This is a genomic window from Flavobacterium cheniae (assembly GCF_004363695.1).
Lineage (GTDB): Bacteria > Bacteroidota > Bacteroidia > Flavobacteriales > Flavobacteriaceae > Flavobacterium > Flavobacterium cheniae.
On sequence record NZ_SNZC01000002.1, the window covers coordinates 316,569 to 334,185 of the forward strand.

General features: G+C 33.0%; 16 protein-coding genes and 1 tRNA gene. 5 read left to right on the plus strand and 12 right to left on the minus strand.

Going from position 1 to position 17,617, the window contains the following annotated elements:
- Window positions 1-151: 151 nt before the first annotated feature.
- The 5 genes from C8D80_RS06390 to C8D80_RS06410 form a co-directional block, all read right to left on the minus strand.
- Window positions 152-228, minus strand: a tRNA-Asp gene (locus tag C8D80_RS06390).
- A gap of 86 nt (window positions 229-314) precedes the next feature.
- Window positions 315-1,241 (minus strand): DUF58 domain-containing protein, encoded by a 927-nt coding sequence (locus C8D80_RS06395; RefSeq protein WP_133608537.1) that lies wholly within the window; start codon window positions 1,239-1,241, stop codon window positions 315-317.
- A 122-nt stretch (window positions 1,242-1,363) separates the two neighbouring features.
- Complete coding sequence (gene trxA / locus C8D80_RS06400; protein WP_262709737.1) at window positions 1,364-1,720, minus strand: thioredoxin; 357 nt, start codon at window positions 1,718-1,720, stop codon at window positions 1,364-1,366.
- Window positions 1,721-1,793: 73 nt separating this feature from the next.
- Window positions 1,794-6,317 carry a DNA polymerase III subunit alpha gene (dnaE, locus tag C8D80_RS06405; protein ID WP_133608541.1) on the minus strand — a complete coding sequence of 1,508 codons (4,524 nt, stop codon included), beginning with the start codon at window positions 6,315-6,317 and terminating at the stop codon, window positions 1,794-1,796.
- Window positions 6,318-6,471: 154 nt separating this feature from the next.
- Window positions 6,472-7,167, minus strand: a complete 696-nt coding sequence (locus C8D80_RS06410) for a DUF6252 family protein (protein ID WP_133608543.1) — start codon at window positions 7,165-7,167, stop codon at window positions 6,472-6,474.
- Between the two features lie 173 nt (window positions 7,168-7,340).
- On the opposite strand from C8D80_RS06410, the gene C8D80_RS06415 reads away from it, so the two are divergent.
- The 5 genes from C8D80_RS06415 to C8D80_RS06435 all read left to right on the plus strand — a co-directional run bounded on the left by C8D80_RS06415 (window position 7,341) and on the right by C8D80_RS06435 (window position 11,481).
- Window positions 7,341-7,907: a 30S ribosomal protein S16 gene (locus C8D80_RS06415; protein WP_133608545.1), complete on the plus strand. Its 567-nt coding sequence runs from the start codon at window positions 7,341-7,343 to the stop codon at window positions 7,905-7,907.
- Window positions 7,908-7,922: 15 nt separating this feature from the next.
- Entirely contained in the window at window positions 7,923-8,450 is a 528-nt protein-coding gene (gene rimM / locus C8D80_RS06420; protein WP_133608547.1) for a ribosome maturation factor RimM, read from the plus strand.
- Between the two features lie 53 nt (window positions 8,451-8,503).
- On the plus strand, window positions 8,504-9,163 hold the full coding sequence (locus C8D80_RS06425) for a tRNA1(Val) (adenine(37)-N6)-methyltransferase (protein WP_133608549.1): 660 nt from the start codon (window positions 8,504-8,506) through the stop codon (window positions 9,161-9,163).
- Between the two features lie 232 nt (window positions 9,164-9,395).
- Entirely contained in the window at window positions 9,396-10,574 is a 1,179-nt protein-coding gene (locus tag C8D80_RS06430) for an acyl-CoA dehydrogenase family protein (protein ID WP_133608551.1), read from the plus strand.
- 124 nt (window positions 10,575-10,698) lie between these two features.
- A complete protein-coding gene (locus tag C8D80_RS06435; RefSeq protein WP_133608553.1) occupies window positions 10,699-11,481 on the plus strand; it encodes a DUF3050 domain-containing protein in 783 nt (260 codons plus the stop codon).
- Between the two features lies 1 nt (window position 11,482).
- Here C8D80_RS06435 and C8D80_RS06440 read toward each other — a convergent pair whose 3' ends face one another.
- The 7 genes from C8D80_RS06440 to C8D80_RS06465 are packed head-to-tail and all read right to left on the minus strand — an operon-like array spanning window position 11,483 to window position 17,584.
- The gene (locus C8D80_RS06440; RefSeq protein WP_133608555.1) at window positions 11,483-12,499 is read right to left on the minus strand and encodes a hypothetical protein; all 1,017 of its coding nucleotides are present in this window, start codon (window positions 12,497-12,499) and stop codon (window positions 11,483-11,485) included.
- Window positions 12,477-14,105 (minus strand): FAD-dependent oxidoreductase, encoded by a 1,629-nt coding sequence (locus tag C8D80_RS06445; protein WP_133608557.1) that lies wholly within the window; start codon window positions 14,103-14,105, stop codon window positions 12,477-12,479. The genes C8D80_RS06440 and C8D80_RS06445 overlap by 23 nt, the downstream gene beginning before the upstream one ends.
- On the minus strand, window positions 14,083-15,597 hold the full coding sequence (locus tag C8D80_RS06450; RefSeq protein WP_133608559.1) for a polyamine aminopropyltransferase: 1,515 nt from the start codon (window positions 15,595-15,597) through the stop codon (window positions 14,083-14,085). The genes C8D80_RS06445 and C8D80_RS06450 overlap by 23 nt, the downstream gene beginning before the upstream one ends.
- Window positions 15,590-15,805 (minus strand): DUF350 domain-containing protein, encoded by a 216-nt coding sequence (locus C8D80_RS06455; RefSeq protein ID WP_133608561.1) that lies wholly within the window; start codon window positions 15,803-15,805, stop codon window positions 15,590-15,592. Before C8D80_RS06455 ends, C8D80_RS06450 begins: the two co-directional genes overlap by 8 nt.
- 6 nt (window positions 15,806-15,811) lie before the next feature.
- Complete coding sequence (locus C8D80_RS12765; RefSeq protein WP_162845044.1) at window positions 15,812-15,988, minus strand: hypothetical protein; 177 nt, start codon at window positions 15,986-15,988, stop codon at window positions 15,812-15,814.
- A gap of 4 nt (window positions 15,989-15,992) precedes the next feature.
- Complete coding sequence (locus tag C8D80_RS06460; RefSeq protein ID WP_133608563.1) at window positions 15,993-17,219, minus strand: DUF4178 domain-containing protein; 1,227 nt, start codon at window positions 17,217-17,219, stop codon at window positions 15,993-15,995.
- A 2-nt stretch (window positions 17,220-17,221) separates the two neighbouring features.
- Window positions 17,222-17,584, minus strand: coding sequence for an S-adenosylmethionine decarboxylase family protein (locus tag C8D80_RS06465; RefSeq protein WP_133608565.1), 363 nt, complete (start codon window positions 17,582-17,584; stop codon window positions 17,222-17,224).
- Window positions 17,585-17,617 lie beyond the last annotated feature (33 nt).

The window sequence follows — 17,617 nt, forward strand, 5'->3', positions numbered from 1 at the left end:
ATAAAAATCAAAAAAGCTCTGCATAAATGCAAAGCTTTCCATTGGTCTAACTACTAAACCTTTTGGTACTTTCGTACCTAAACAACACAACTATTTTAAATATTTTAAGAGGGCAAAAAAGCCTTTCTTTTACGAAAGGCTTCCTCTTTACTGGCGGTCTGGACGGGACTCGAACCCGCGACCCCATGCGTGACAGGCATGTATTCTAACCAACTGAACTACCAAACCAGTGCTTGATTGCGAGTGCAAATATACTACGCTTTTTCATTCCTGCAAATATTTTTTATAAAAATATTAAACTTTTTTTATCCCTTTTAGCCAAACTTTTGTTTTTCAACCAAATACGTAGTCATAATTTTTTCGAATTTTTCATCAACAGAAACCGGAACATACTTAATTTGGTACTGCATACAGGTTGTTTCAACTGTTTTGAAAAATTCTTCTACCTTTTTTTGATACGATTCTTGTGTGTTTTCGGCAAATAAATTAATCTCTTCTCCTGTTTCTACATCGATAAATTTTCTTGGCGTGTTGTCAAAACTGAAATTTAATTCGGTTTTTTTATCATAGACATGAAAAACTACCACTTTATGTTTGTTGTGTTTTAGATGTTGAAGTGCTTTGAAGATTTTGTCGTTATCTTCGTTTTGAAACATATCGGTAAACAAAATCACCATAGAACGTCGGTGAATATTTTCGGCGATTTGATGTAAAAAAGTGACTGTATCTGTTTTTTTGGTTTGATTATTATTTTCTAAAATACCTTCCAGCTTGTTCAAAATCATGCGATGATGACGGTCGCTTCCTTTTTCTGGCGAATAATATTCGTAAGTATCCGAATAAACACTCAAACCAACAGCGTCACGCTGCTTTTTAAGTAAATTCATTAAAACCGCAGAAGCCAATACCGAAAATCCTATTTTACTCTCATAAAATGGCTGATTATCCTTCAATTTAGGATAATGCATCGAAGATGAATTATCTAAAATCAAATGGCAACGTAAATTGGTTTCATCTTCGTAACGCTTGGTATATAATCTATCGGTTTTGGCGAACAACTTCCAATCGATATGTTTTGTACTTTCTCCTGGATTGTAGATTTTATGTTCGGCAAACTCTGCTGAAAATCCATGAAAAGGTGATTTGTGCATACCCGAAATAAATCCTTCGACAATTTGGTTAGCCAAAAGTTCCAAGTGCTCAAAACTGGATATTTTTTCTATTTGCTGTTCTAAATTCATATTCCCAAAGATAGGAAAAGATTTTAAATTTCAGGCGAAAGGTTATGGGATAAGGGTGAAAGGTTGTGGTTAAAAAAAAGGCTCAACTTTCGTTGAACCTTTTCCTTTTTCTTTTTCAAATATTATAGTAATGCGTCAATTGCATCAGTATAGGTTTTCTTAGGAGCTACACCCACTTGTCTTCCTACTACTTCTCCATTTTGGAAAATTAATACTGTTGGGATGTTTCTAACACCATATTTTGCCGCAAATTCTTGGTTTGCATCTACGTCCACTTTTCCTACTACCGCTTTTCCTTCATACTCACTGTGAATTTCGTCGATAACTGGTCCAACCATTCTACATGGCCCACACCAAGCTGCCCAAAAATCTACTACTACTGGTTTGTCTGATTTTAATACTACTTCGTCAAAAGTAGCATCTGTTATTGCTAATGCCATATTTATCTTTTTAGTTTTATACTTATTTGAATTGCAAATTTAGGAATTAATTACGAATGAAAGTGTGTTTTAAAATTACTTTTGATTATACTCTCATTTGAAGAATTTATACTTAATTCAATTTGAAATTTACTTGCATGCGTTCCAATTCTTGAAGCAACTCAGACGAAATCTTTACTTTCAATTTTCGGCTTGGCATAGAAAGTTTTGTTTTTACGATAATTTCTTCTTTTTCTGCTGGAACCTCTATTTCCATTTCCGTTATTTCACCCGACTCATCCACAATTTCCTCTTCCACATCTACTGGAGCAGCAACCGGAATATCTTCTACTACTTTTTTAATTCGTTCCAATTCCATTACTTCAAAAGTCACTGAATTATCACCCGTATTTGCAGCAAAAAGTTCGTTCAATTCAGTAACAAAATTGGAATGCAAATCTTTAATATCTAAATGAATAAATAGTTTTTTGGCAAACGTTGGCAACACATCCGCTAACATTTTTGCGTCTAAAAACTGAATTCTTGGGTCTGATTTTTTACCGGTTTCGCGATTCACCCAACCTTCTTTTACATTGATTTTAAAATACACAAACTGATTTTGCAACAAGAAATGACGGTATTTTAAATATTCTTCATCAAAAATTCGGAACTCATAACTTTCATCATACCCTTCTAATACAAAGGTTGCCCAGCCTTTTCCGTTTTTGGCGGTTCGATGTTGGACATTAGTTACAATTCCTCCAAAAGAAAGATTTTTACCCAAATGCTGCTCCAAATTTTTAAGCGATTCCAATTTAGCCGAGCAGAAATATTTCATTTCAAACTTATAATCATCTAACGGATGTCCAGAAATATAAATTCCAACGACTTCTTTTTCCTTGGCTAATTTTTCCATTGTGCTCCAATCTTCACAAGGAGGTACAATCGGTTCCGCAATTTGCACTTCTGAAGCATCGCCAAACAAACTTACTTGCGATGAATTTTCGTTTTCTTGGAATTTCGAACCATAACGAATCGCTTTTTCTAAAAATGTAATTCCGTCGCCGTCATGATGAAAATATTGAGCACGATGTGTTTCTGTAAAACCATCAAAACCACCTGCTAATGCTAAATTTTCGAATGCTTTTTTATTCGCAGCACGTAAATCAATTCGTTTGGCTAAGTCAAAAATAGATTTGTAATTTCCATCTTTTCTGTTCTCAACAATGGTTTGAACTGCTCCTGCGCCAACTCCTTTAACAGCACCTATTCCAAAACGAACTGCATAATTTTCGTTTACTGTAAATTTATAGAACGATTCATTCACATCTGGACCCAAAACGGCCAATCCCATACGTTTACATTCTTCCATAAAGAACGAAACTTGCTTGATATCGTTCATGTTATTAGAAAGTACCGCAGCCATATATTCTGCAGGATAATGCGCTTTTAAATAAGCCGTTTGATAAGCAATCCAAGCATAACAAGTAGAGTGCGATTTATTAAACGCATAACTTGCAAACGCCTCCCAGTCTTTCCAAATCTTCTCTAAAATAACTGGATCGTGACCTTTTTCTGCGGCTTGATTGATAAATTGAGGTTTCATTTTGTTCAAAACGTCAATTTGTTTTTTACCCATCGCCTTACGCAAAACGTCGGCATCACCTTTTGAGAATCCGGCTAATTTTTGCGACAAAAGCATTACCTGCTCTTGGTAAACGGTAATTCCGTAAGTTTCAGCTAAGTATTCTTCACAGGCTTCTAAATCGTATTTGATTTCTTCTTCGCCGTTTTTTCTACGAACGAAAGAAGGAATATATTCCAATGGTCCCGGACGATATAATGCGTTCATGGCAATTAAATCGGCAAAAACAGTTGGCTTTAAGTCCTTCATATATTTTTGCATTCCAGGCGATTCGTATTGGAAAACCCCAACTGTTTCACCTCTTTGGAATAACTCATATGTTTTTGTATCGTCAATTGGAAAATTATCAGGATCTAAGTCGATTCCTAAACGATATTTTACCAATTTAACCGTGTCTTTAATTAAGGTTAGGGTTTTTAATCCTAAGAAGTCCATCTTCAACAAACCAGCGCTTTCCGCTACCGAGTTGTCAAATTGCGTTACATATAAATCGGAATCTTTTGCCGTAGTAACGGGAACGAAATTCGTAATATCACTTGGCGTGATGATTACACCACAAGCGTGAATTCCAGTGTTTCGCATGGAACCTTCTAATACTTTTGCTTGCTGAATGGTTTCTCCTGCTAAATCTTCTGAGTTGGCAATCCCAATTAATTCTTTGACTTTATCAAATTCTTCCGAACGCAATGCTTTTTTGACTTCGCTTTCGTCCTCTGCTAAAAATCGGGCTAAATTCCATTTGGAAGGCATCATTCCTGGAATCAATTTGGCAATTCTATCGGCTTCAAAAAGTGGCAAATCCAAAACACGAGCCGTATCTCGAATCGCAGACTTTGTAGCCATTTTACCATAGGTAATAATTTGCGCCACCTGATTTGAACCATATTTATTGATTACATAATCCATCACACGACCACGACCTTCATCATCAAAGTCGATATCAATATCGGGCATGGAAACACGGTCGGGATTTAAGAAACGCTCAAAAAGCAAATCGTACTTAATTGGGTCGATATTTGTAATTCCTAAACAATATGCTACAGCAGAACCCGCCGCAGAACCACGACCAGGACCAACGGAAACATCCATTTTTCGGGCTTCTGCAATGAAATCTTGTACAATTAAGAAATAACCTGGATAACCTGAATTGGAAATCGTAAGCAATTCAAAATCCAAACGTTCTTTAATGTCATCGGTTAATTCGGGATAACGTTTTTCAGCTCCTTTGTAAGTTAAATGTCTTAAATAATTATTTTCGCCTCGTACGCCACCGTCTTCGGCATCTTCAGGAACTTCAAATTCATCAGGAATTTTGAATTTTGGAAGTAATACATCTCTATATAAAGAATACGCTTCCACTTTATCTATAATTTCCTGAATATTAATAATTGCTTCGGGTAAATCAGCAAAAAGTTGCTTCATTTCGTCACCCGATTTAAAATAATATTCTTGATTTGGCATCCCATAACGATAACCACGACCGCGACCAATTGGTGTAGCTTGTTTTTCACCATCTTTCACACACAATAAAATATCGTGCGCATTAGCGTCTTCTTTATTAACGTAATAGGTATTATTGGTCGCAACCAACTTTACATTGTGCTTTTTCGCGAAAGCAATTAATGTTTGATTAACGCGATTTTCGTCTTCTTGTTTGTGACGCATTAATTCCAGATAGAAATCAGAACCAAATTGCTCTTTCCACCAAATTAAAGCTTCTTCCGCTTGACTTTCGCCTACATTTAGAATTTTACTCGGAATTTCTCCGTATAAATTTCCCGATAAAACAATGATGTCTTCTTTGTATTGTTCCACTACTTTTCTGTCGATACGAGGTACGTAATAGAAACCATCGGTATATGCAATAGAAGACATTTTGGCTAAATTGTGATAGCCTTTTTTATTTTTTGCCAATAAGACTACTTGATATCCGTTGTCTTTTTTGGTCTTATCTTTATGATCATCACAGATATTGAATTCGCAACCAACGATAGGTTTGATTTCGGTTTCTGTTGGTTCTTCTCCTGCTTCAATTGCTGCTTCAATTTTTGCTTTAGCTGCTTTATTATGATTCATAACGGCACTTACAAAATGGAAAGCGCCCATCATGTTACCAGTATCGGTCATAGCAACCGCTGGCATTTTAAATTTTGCTGAAGCTTTTACTAAATCATTAATTGCAATGGTAGATTGTAAAACCGAAAACTGTGTGTGATTGTGTAAATGTGCAAAAGCAGCATCTTTTAAATCTGATTTTACTTCGTCTGAAATTGTAGTTTGAACTTCCTCTTGTTCGATTTTTTTCAAACGCGCTCTAATTTCGTCAGAGGCTTGTTTCAGATTAATATGTTTTAATCCGATTAATTGGATTTCTCCCAGATTTTTCTCTCTAAAGCTTCTGAAATATTCTGGTGTTACATCTAATTCTTCTTTAGTAAAAACTTCTCTTTTGATTAACTCTAAAAAACAACGAGTAGTTGCTTCCACATCGGCAGTAGCATTGTGCGCTTCTGCAAAAGGTTGATTGAAAAGATATTGATGTAATTCGGTTAATGTTGGTAATTTGAACCTTCCGCCACGACCACCTGGTAATTTTAATAAGTTGGCTGTAATTTCGGTACACGTATCTAAAACAGGCATTTTAGACATATCGGAACCAATATTCATACGATGAAATTCGCAACCCATAATATTAACATCAAATCCTACATTTTGCCCTACAATAAATTTTGTTTTGGAAAGCGCAATGTTGAATTTCTCTAAAACCTCCGATAAGAGAATTCCTTGCTCCATTGCCAACTCAGTAGAAATACCATGAATTCTTTCGGCATCATATGGAATATTGAAACCTTCGGGCTTTACCAAATAATCTTGGTGCTCGATAAGATTACCCATTTCGTCATGCAACTGCCATGCAATTTGTATACAACGAGGCCAGTTATCGGTATCGGTAATGGGTGCCGACCAACTGCGAGGTAATCCTGTGGTTTCTGTATCGAAAATTAAGTACATCTATCTGATAATTAAGCTTTAGAAAAATTTAGAAGCTGATTTTGAATAAAAACAAAAATACATTTTAAGTTATTGAATGCCAATTTAAGTTATCAACAAAAACAAAAAACCACCTGAATTACTCCAGATGGTTTTAATATTTTTAAATTGTTTTTTAGAATGTTGAGATTGGAATCTTATAAAAAACACCTTCTGAGAAAGTAATTACTTCACCTTCTGCATTAACTGCATTAAACTTGTATTTTCCTGTAAACAATCCGTTTTCAACTTCTTCAATTTCGATTTCTCCATTACTTTGTTGAATATTGATAACTCTAAAAGTCGCGTTATTATTTCCTCCAACAATAGTAACAATGTCGCCAGGTCTATATCCAACCCCTCTAGCTACAACAGTAATTGCTGTTACAGTACCATTTGTGGTTTGAGTAGCTACTCTTAATCCAGAACCAGAACCTCCAGTTGTTTGAGCACCAGCTGAATTAGCTTGATAAGCCGTTCCTCTATTAATCATTGCAGAAACTTTAAATGCTGGTCCATAATACAAACCAGTATCATAATAATCTGAAAATCCATCAACATCATTAGAGTAAGTTGCGAAATTTTCTTGATTAGTTGTGCCTAAAACATAAATTCCAGGATCAGTACTTGCAGTTTCTAATGTAACTGTTTCAAATTGGTTATAGGCTGTAATAATCATTCTACCATCCTCATCAATACTAACTCTTGCATCATTTGCTCTCCAGTAAACATCATTTTGTTTGGCTTGAAAAGCTGGATTATTAGTTTGAAGATCCTCTTGACACGAAGAAAATGCAACAACAATCGCAAATAAAGAAACTATTTTTTTCATCTTAAATTAAGTTCGTTATAATATGTAGGTAACAAAAATAACTTTTTTATTGAAATAAACACATTTTCAACGAAAAAATATTTTACACTAACTTATACATTTGTATTGCAAAGTTTTATATATTTGCACCCTTAAATAACCGAGGTCGAGAACCTCAAATTAATCACAAGATTATGTCAGTAAAAATTAGATTACAAAGACACGGAAAAAAAGGGAAACCTTTTTATTGGGTTGTTGCAGCAGATGCAAGATCAAAAAGAGATGGTAAATTCTTAGAGAAAATCGGAACTTACAATCCAAACACTAACCCTGCTACTATCGATTTAAATATCGAAAAAGCAGCACAATGGTTACACAATGGTGCTCAGCCAACTGACACTGCAAGAGCAATTTTATCTTACACTGGTGCTTTATTAAAACACCACTTAGATGGAGGAGTTCGTAAAGGTGCTTTAACTCAAGAACAAGCTGATGCTAAATTAGCAACTTGGTTAGACGAGAAAGCTGGTAAAGTTGATGCAAAAAAATCTGGTTTATCTAAAGCAGAGGCTGATGCAAAAGCAAAAGCATTTAAAGCTGAACAAGAAGCAAACGCAAAACGTATTGCTGCTCAAGCTGAAGCTGCGAAAGCAGAAGAAGTAGCTGAAGAAGCTGCAGCAGAAGTAACCGAAGAAGTAGTAGAAGCTGCTGCTGAAGAAACTCCAGCTGTTGAAGAAAACAACGAAGAAACTCAAGCATAATTTTATAGCGATTCCATGCGTAAAGAAGATTGTTTCTATTTAGGTAAAATCGCAAAAAAATTTAGTTTCAAAGGGGAAGTATTGGCGTATTTAGACACCGACGAACCCGAATTGTATCAAAATTTGGAATCAGTTTTTGTTGAAATCAACAAAAGTCTGGTTCCATTTTTTATTGAAAGTAGTTCGCTTCACAAAGAAAAATTCTTACGTGTTCGTTTTGAAGACATTCAAACCGAAGAAGAAGCAGACGAAATTATGGGAAGTGAAATCTATCTTCCACTTTCAATGTTACCAAAATTAGAAGGAACTCAATTTTATTACCACGAAGTAATTGGATTTGATGTTATCGACCTAATGAGAGGAAACATCGGAAAAATTGTTGCTATTAATGATAGTGGTGCTCAACCACTTTTTGAAATTGATAAAAACGGAACTGAAATTTTAATTCCGCTTATTGATGATTTTATCATTGCACTTGACAGAGCAAACAAAACCATTACTTTAGAAACGCCTGAAGGATTGGTTGACCTTTATCTTGGATAATTCCAATGACTTTTACATTCAAACAATTTCAAGTTAATCAAGATCGTTGTGCTATGAAAATTGGCACGGATGGTGTTTTGCTTGGTGCTTGGACTCCACTAATCAACAATCCGTACAATGTTTTAGATATTGGTGCTGGAACTGGAATTTTGTCTTTGATGTTAGCCCAAAGAAGTAACGCCGAACAAATTGATGCGATTGAAATTGACGAAGATGCTTACGAACAATGCGTAGAAAATTTTGAAGCATCTCCTTGGGGTGATAAATTATTTTGTTTTCATGCAGGTTTAGATGAATTTGTGGACGAACCTGAGGATGAATACGATTTAATTATTTCCAATCCTCCTTTTTATACAGACGATTATAAAACTGATAATACTTCGAGAGATTTAGCACGTTTTGAAGACGCTTTGCCTTTTGAAGAATTAATTGAAGCGGCTGCGTTATTACTTTCGGATAACGGGATTTTTTCTGTGATTATTCCTTTTAAAGAAGAAGAGCGATTTGTTTCTATGTGTAAAGAATTGGATTTATTTCCATTAAAAATTACTCGTGTAAAAGGCACACCAACATCAGAAATCAAAAGAAGTTTATTGGCTTTTTGCCGAATAGAACAAACTGCATTGATTGATGAGTTAGTCATTGAAATTTCTAGACATAATTACACTCCTGAATACATCGAATTGACGAAGGATTTCTACTTGAAGATGTAACCCTAGCCCAGATGGTAGCGGCATCCTTTTTGTTTTTTCTTACTCTTCTTTTAAAACAAAATAACGAAATGTTCTTAGAATTCGACAAAACAAAAAGATATAGTGGACAGCTGGACACGAGCTCCTAAATGAGCGAACTGACGAAGTAAAAAGCTTCTTAAAAAATTATAACACTTGTTCATTGATTTGTTAAAAATCTTTACTTACTTTTGTGACTTTCAAATCAAAAACTATGAGACCAGACTTATTTCAATCTCCAGATTATTATTTATTAGACGAATTATTATCTGACGAACATAAAATGGTGCGTGATGCTGCACGTGCTTGGGTAAAAAAAGAAGTATCTCCAATTATTGAAGAATACGCACAAAGAGCAGAATTTCCACATCAAATCGTAAAAGGTTTAGGAGAAATTGGTGGATTTGGCCCTTATATTCCAGTGGAATATGGTGGAGCTGGATTAGATCAAATTTCTTATGGATTAATCATGCAAGAAATTGAAAGAGGAGATTCGGGTGTACGTTCGACTTCTTCAGTTCAATCTTCATTGGTTATGTATCCAATTTGGAAATACGGAAACGAAGAACAAAGAATGAAATATTTACCAAAATTAGCCACTGGAGAATTCATTGGTTGTTTTGGTTTAACTGAGCCAGATTTTGGTTCAAATCCAGGTGGAATGGTAACTAATTTTAAAGATATGGGTGATCATTATCTTTTAAATGGTGCTAAAATGTGGATATCGAATGCTCCTTTCGCTGACATTGCAGTAGTTTGGGCAAAAAATGAAGAAGGAAGAATTCACGGATTAATCGTGGAAAGAGGAATGGAAGGTTTCTCAACTCCTGAAACACATAACAAATGGTCGTTAAGAGCTTCAGCTACTGGAGAGCTTATTTTTGACAACGTAAAAGTTCCAAAAGAAAACTTATTGCCAAACAAATCTGGATTAGGAGCGCCTCTAGGATGTTTAGATTCGGCACGTTATGGAATTGCTTGGGGAGCGATTGGAGCAGCTATGGATTGTTATGATACTGCTTTGAGATATTCAAAAGAGCGTATTCAATTTGACAAACCAATTGGAGCAACGCAATTACAACAAAAGAAATTAGCTGAAATGATTACTGAAATTACGAAAGCACAATTATTAACTTGGAGATTGGGTGTTTTAAGAAACGAAGGAAAAGCTACAACAGCTCAAATTTCTATGGCGAAAAGAAACAATGTTGATATGGCATTAACAATTGCTCGCGATGCACGTCAAATGCTAGGCGGAATGGGAATTACAGGTGAATATTCAATCATGAGACACATGATGAATTTAGAATCTGTAGTAACTTATGAAGGAACTCACGACATTCACTTGTTAATTACAGGTATGGATGTTACAGGTTTCCCAGCATTCAAATAATTAAACAATAGATAAAATTGATATAAAATGCTTCTCTTTTTAGGGAAGCATTTTTACTTTTGTAGTGTACAGATTCAAAACCAAAAGAAGTCAGAATTTCGTATACAGAAATAAAAATTGCCCTATGAACATTCAAACCATAAACCAATCGATTCAAAATCAGAAAGAACAATTATTAAATCATTCGTTATACAACAAAGTAAAAACGATTGACGATTTACATTGTTTTTTAGAAAACCACATTTATGCGGTTTGGGATTTTATGTCGTTATTAAAAGCCTTGCAGAATAAATTAACTTGTACTACAACTCCGTGGTTACCCATTGGAAATCCAGAAATTCGTTATTTAATTAACGAGATAGTTGTAGCAGAAGAAACCGATTTAACATTGGACGGAACTCGTCAAAGTCATTTTGAAATGTATTTAGATGCGATGACACAATGTGGCGCTTCTACAACTCAAATCAATGCTTTTTTGAAAAATGTGGAAGAAACGAAAAACATTTTTGTATCGATAAAACAAAGTGATTTACATCCGAATGTGAAAGCGTTTTTAGATTTCACTTTTAGAGTAATTGAACAAGGAAAACCACACGAAATTGCAGCAGCTTTTACTTTTGGAAGAGAAGATCTAATTCCGAATATGTTTACCGAAATATTGAAAAACTTTCAGCAAAATTTTCCAGAAACCGATTTGTCAAAACTAATTTACTATTTCGAAAGACATATTGAATTAGATGCCGATGAACACGGACCAATGGCGATGCAAATGATTGCAGAACTTTGTGGCGATTCAGAACAAAATTGGAAAGAAGTAGAAGAAGTTTCGATTACAGCTTTAGAAAAGAGAATCGGGCTTTGGAATGCTATAGAAGAGCAAGTGGAATTGAAACATGAATTGGTTTAGTTTATTTGTTGGTTTTCCAAATAAAACCATCTAATAGATAATGTGTAAATTGTGGAACCGTAAGTAATGGAACTAAAAGGAATTGCCATTTAAAAGCATCTATTCCAATGTTAATATTTTCGTTCCATACAAAAATTTCCCACAAATATTCTTCGGTGAAAGCAATTCCGATTAGAATTAAAACAAAGAAAAGAATTCCTTTGCTGCTTTTAAAATGAAATAATTCGCCCATTTCTTCTTTAGGTTTTGAATCGATTTCTTTTAAATATATTAATGCCATGTAAGGTATTCCGTGAGAAACCACGTTTAAAAGTGTGAAAACTAAATCATTATTAAAATATACTATTCCAAAAAACCACGATAGTAAAGTTCCAATAATTATCAGGTTTTTTGGAATATTAAAATAGCTGGTTTTCAAATAAAGATAAAGTGTTCGACATAAGTAATATGCCACAACAAGAACATAAATTACAGTTGAAACTTGGATTAAAAACTGGCTTTCGTATCTTAAAAACTCTTTTTCAACAAACCAATTAAAAGCTCTTGGCGAAGAAAAAAACCAATATAACATTGGATAAATGGTTGCTGTGTAAATTATTAATGCATCTGAGTATCGATTGATTTTTGATTTTTCTTCCTTTCTTGCATACAACCTAACAAACCCATATTGCTGTCTAATAAAATGGAAAACAGCTACATAAGCTAAAACTGACCAAAAAACAGAACTCCCAAAACCAAATAAAAATAAACCTATTAAAAAACAAATTATTGGCAATCCAATGTACAGTTTTTTTCTCCTTTGAAATTCTGATTTTACAAAGTAAGTTTTGAAAAGAGTCGCATAAACGTGAGCCACATCAATAAAAACAATCAAAAATAACCAAGTGTAAAAGGAATAATCTTCTTGGATTTGCGATAACCAATCCTGAAAAATAAATACAATTCCCAAAACAAAAAATGCTGGAAAAAGTATCAACCAAAAATCGGTTTTTGATTTATGAATCCAAGGTTGTTCCATCTACAATTTTATTAACTACATTAATTCCTTGGTGAAAAGCTTCTTCAAAAATAGAAATTCCAGCTAAATCGCTGTGTGCGAAAAAGATTTTATTTTCAATACTTTTTGAAGCTTCTTTGAGCGATTTACTTTTTAAAAAATTTGGAACAGGACTTATCATTCCGTGACCAATTCTATGAATTTCAATCGCACTTATATATTGATCAATATCTGGATGTGCTATTTTTAAATCGGATAACACTAATTCTTTCCAATGCTCAATTGGTTTTTTTAACAACTCTTTTCTGTCTTTCTTTATATCACTTGAACTAAAGCTATAATAATACGTAATAACCTTTTTATCAATTATTTGCTCCAAATTTTGATGCTGATTATAAACGTATCCAAGACCTTTTGCTTTGTAAATTACATTATCCCATGACAGTGGAAAACTTCCATTATCAGGAATGTCGGTTAATGTGATGGAAGCTGTAAACCAAGGAGCGTAATGAAAATTATTTGCCGTATTTTTTCTTTCCGAAACCAAATACTTTGTGATATATTGTGGTGTGGCAAGAATTACTTTTTCGGCTAAAATAGTTATTGATTCATTAGATTTAGCATTAAAAACCAACACTTTAACTCCATCTGAATTAAGTTGAATATCATATACTAAATGATTTTTCAACACTTTATTTTCAACAGCTGATTTTAATTTTTTTACCAATCTACCATTACCTTCTGGCCAGGTTAAAACCGTATCGTCATATTTGTTGTTCTCGTGTTTCCTTGCAGCAAAATAATGAATTCCGGCCCAAGCCGAAACAAATTCGATTCCTAGACCAAAATCATCTTTACAACAATAATCTACGTATTCTAAAATTTCTTCAGCCGTGAAATTATTGTCTAACAACCATTTTTTCATGGTTATTTCATCCAGTGAATTTAAAGATTCATCTGATGAACAGAATGATTTTGGAATATCAAAAAAGTACTTTTTATCATTACCTTTTTTCTCACGAAATTCAGTCATTTTTTGAAGAAAAAAATCCATTTGATTATCAACTTCTTTGGAGTTTCCATATCTCGGAATTAAATCCGTCTGCCAAGAATTACGAATAAATAATCGCTCGTTTGGATCAAAACACAATTGCGTTTCATCAAAAACAGGTAAATTATCTTTGTAATCTACTATGATTTTTGATTCTTCTAAAAAGTTTAAAAGTTCTTTATCTCTTACATTAGGTAAAGGCAAATAATGTGCTGCTAAAGGAAATTTAGAATACTGATTTTTACCATTTGCAGAATTTCCACCTAATTTATTTTCTAATTCTAAAACTAAAAAATCTTCAATTCCTATTTTCTTGAATTGACGTGCTGCTGATAGTCCGGAAATTCCACCGCCAACAATTAAATAAGGTATTTTAATTTCTTTGGTTGGTTTGGGAAAGTTCTTCAACCACAATCGATGCCCTAAAATATGATTGGTTCCGGTAAGTTTTAATGCAATTTCAATTAGTTTATCTTTGCAAGAAACCAACAAACTGGGTACGCCAGCTATAATAGATAAAGCGGCTATTTTTTTTATGAAAGTTCTTCGTGAATTATAATTTTCCCCACTCTTCATCAAAATAGCGTACTAAAATTTGGTTATCTAATCGATTTACTTCAACATTACTTGCCTTCATATCACTAGTAAATTGATTTAGTGTATTGTATTTATAATTATAAAATCGAAGATTTTCAACTTTTCTATTTACTATATTAAAATCATAACTCGGATTGTTTGAGGTTATGGTAAAACCCCATTCGCCAAAAGATGGTACATAAACATGATAAGCATCTGTATTAGAAAAAGAAGTTTTTACAGTTTTATTGATACACCAAAATGATTTAGGTGCAAAATAAGGCGAAGTTGTTTGAATAACTACAACTGCATTTGACGCTAAAATTTTAGAAAGCGATTGATAAAAATTAACCGAATATAATTTCCCTAAACTATAATTGGAAGGATCAGGAAAATCTATGATGACCACATTATATTTTTTTTGAGCTTCTTTTACCCAAAGAAATGCATCTTGGTTAAAAACGCTTAGTTTCTTATTCTCAAAGGAATTATTATTCAAACTTTTTAGTACTGGATTTGTTGTAAATAACTTCGTCATTCCTCCATCTAAATCTACTAACGTAATTTTTTTTACGGCATCGTACTTTAAAATTTCTCTAACTGCTAAACCATCACCACCACCAAGAACTAAAACTTCATCCACTGAATTTGCGCTTGACATAGCTGGATGTACCAGTGCTTCATGATAACGATATTCATCGGCTGAGCTGAATTGTAAATTGTTATTCAAATACAATTTATAATCATTTTTTAAATGCGTCAACACGATTCGTTGATAAGAAGTAGTTTTTGTAAAAACGATATTTTCACCATATAATTTCTCTTCCGAAAAAGAGAGAATTTTTTCGGAAAAAATAAAAAAGCCAACTAAAATTAGAAAAGAGATTATCGCTTTAGCTTTCAAAAAATACACTTTCTTGATTTCTTTTTCTAATATAAAACAAAGTGCAATAGCAACACTTAGATTAATCATTCCAAAAAACAAGGAAGTTCTTATAATTCCTAATTGCGGAATAAAAACCAAAGGAAACAATACTGAAGCAAGCAAAGCACCAATGTAATCAAAGGTAAACACATTAGAAACTAAGTCGCTAAACTTAACCTTGTCTTTTAGAATATTCATTAAAAGCGGAATTTCTAATCCGACTAAACAACCTGTAATGAATACTAAAAAATAAAGGATGAACTGAAAATAGGCTACTTTTTCAAAAAGCAAGAATAGTATAACCGAACTTAATCCGCCAATAATTCCAACCACAATTTCAATTTCAATAAATGTATTGAGTTGATTTCTTTTGATAAATTTTGCAAAATAAGATCCTATTCCCATAGAAAATAAGTATACTCCTATGATGAATGAAAATTGTTTTACAGAATCTCCTAAAAGATAACTCGCTAACGTTCCCGCGACTAATTCATAGATTAAGCCACAAGTTGCGATAACAAAAACTGCAAATAATAATAGGTATTCAAACCTAAAAAATTTACCCATGAATTGCTGCGCTAATAATAAGAGAAATTCCGATAATTAATGCTGCAAAAACAATAGCTAATGCTGTGTTTTTATTTTGAACAATTTCTTTCCAAGTATTTTCAGGTGTAATTTTTTCAATTATATAATAACTTATAATTAAAACTACAACCCCAATCACTGAAAAAATTAACGCATTTACTATGCCTTTTAATGCAATATATTCCATATTAAATTATTTATGATAAAATCTATTTACTGTGCTGTACCCTCTAGAACCGCCTGAATTTGACTTTTCAGTAGATTCGCAATCGCAAATTCTACTTCCGGTAAAGGAATAACCTAAAAACAATGTATAGACTAAAAGTCCAAATACAATTGCCCATTTATTATTAATGATAAACTGCTTCATATTACTACTCGGTGTAAGGTGTAAAATCACTATTCTCCCATCTTCTTTGTTCGAAGTTTTTCTTTAAAAAGAAAATTATTGCAAAAATCCCACCCAGAAAAACTAAACTTAACATAAAATTCCAAACCGATGATTCATTCCAAACTGCTTTTATATTCATGGTTTGATTAGAAGTGTCTGTATCTTGTTTTGAAGGTATTATTACCAAGTGATATTTTCCTTGTGCCACACCACAAAAATTAAAGGTTGTACTTGTACTTCCTTCTGTCCAACTTTCTCCATCGGTATAACCACTGTAATACTCAATATCTTTTTGAGCATATTCTTCTTCATTTGTAGCTTCATTAACCAATGAAACTTGTGCATTTGCCCATGAATTGTTAACATCTGAACTAGCTGAAACAACCAAAGGAGCAGGACTTCCTTTCAAATCAAATGAAGACGAAATGAATTCCTTATTTTTATATTCATCAAAATTTAATGACGTATACAATACGTTTTTCTCTGTTCTACCCATATTAAAAAAGATATAGGTAGCTAAAATTAATATAGCAAATGATATAAAAACAAGAAGGGTGTTAAAGATATTAAATAAAAATGGCTGAACGAGTCCTACTCCAGATTTAGATGGAAGTTGACTAACATTAAATATTTTTTTTACTTCACTTGAAGAAATATGCTTTCCTAAATAAGTTGTATCATCATTATCAAATTCTTCGATAGAAATTATAAATGGTGGATTAATATATTCTACCATTTTTACTGGCCTACCACTTATTTCAAACTCATAAAAACCATAGATTCTTGCAATGAAAGTATCTGTATATTCATAAAGATTGTATGATATTTCTTTGTGTGTGAGTTTCTTGTATTTACGTGATACATCATACGATTCTGGAACTTCTTCTAATAAAATCCAATGTCCGTCAGTTTCAGAAAGATATTTTACTTTGCCCGATTTTGACATTAAAGTATATTCACGCCAATAATATATAGCATGAGCTTTTTTAATGATTAATCCAACTATTTCATAGGTTTCTCCATCAATTATTCCTTTTGTCCCGATTTTTAGAATGGCATCTTTTGGAGAATAATCGTATGCTTTTTCGAATTTTAACTTCGAATTATTATAGGTAAAAAAACTATTACAATGAGAACAACCAAAGCTTTTTACTTCAAAACTTGATTCAATAGCAGTATTTTGATTGCATTTAGGACAAGTTAACTCCATATTTATCTTTCAACTTCTATTTGTTTAACAATATTTGCTTCAAAATAAGCTATAAAATCTTTTGCAATACTTCTAACTCTATTAGAATTATCTTGAGAATAATTACAAAGATAAACATCCATAGTTAACGTATTAATTTCTGGCCAGGTATGGATACAAATATGAGATTCTTTTAAACAATAAGCAATCGTAAAACTTCCGTTTTCAAAAACAAATGAAGTATTTCCTACTTTTTCTAATTGATTTTCAACCAGAAGATTGTCGGTAAAAGACACAAAACCTAATAAATCTATTAATTTATTACTATTTGAAACTTCGAGCGTTAATAATTGATGTAATCCTAAAAGATTGCTTTGTTTTTCCATTATTTAAAAGTAAACATATTCTTTATACGTTTT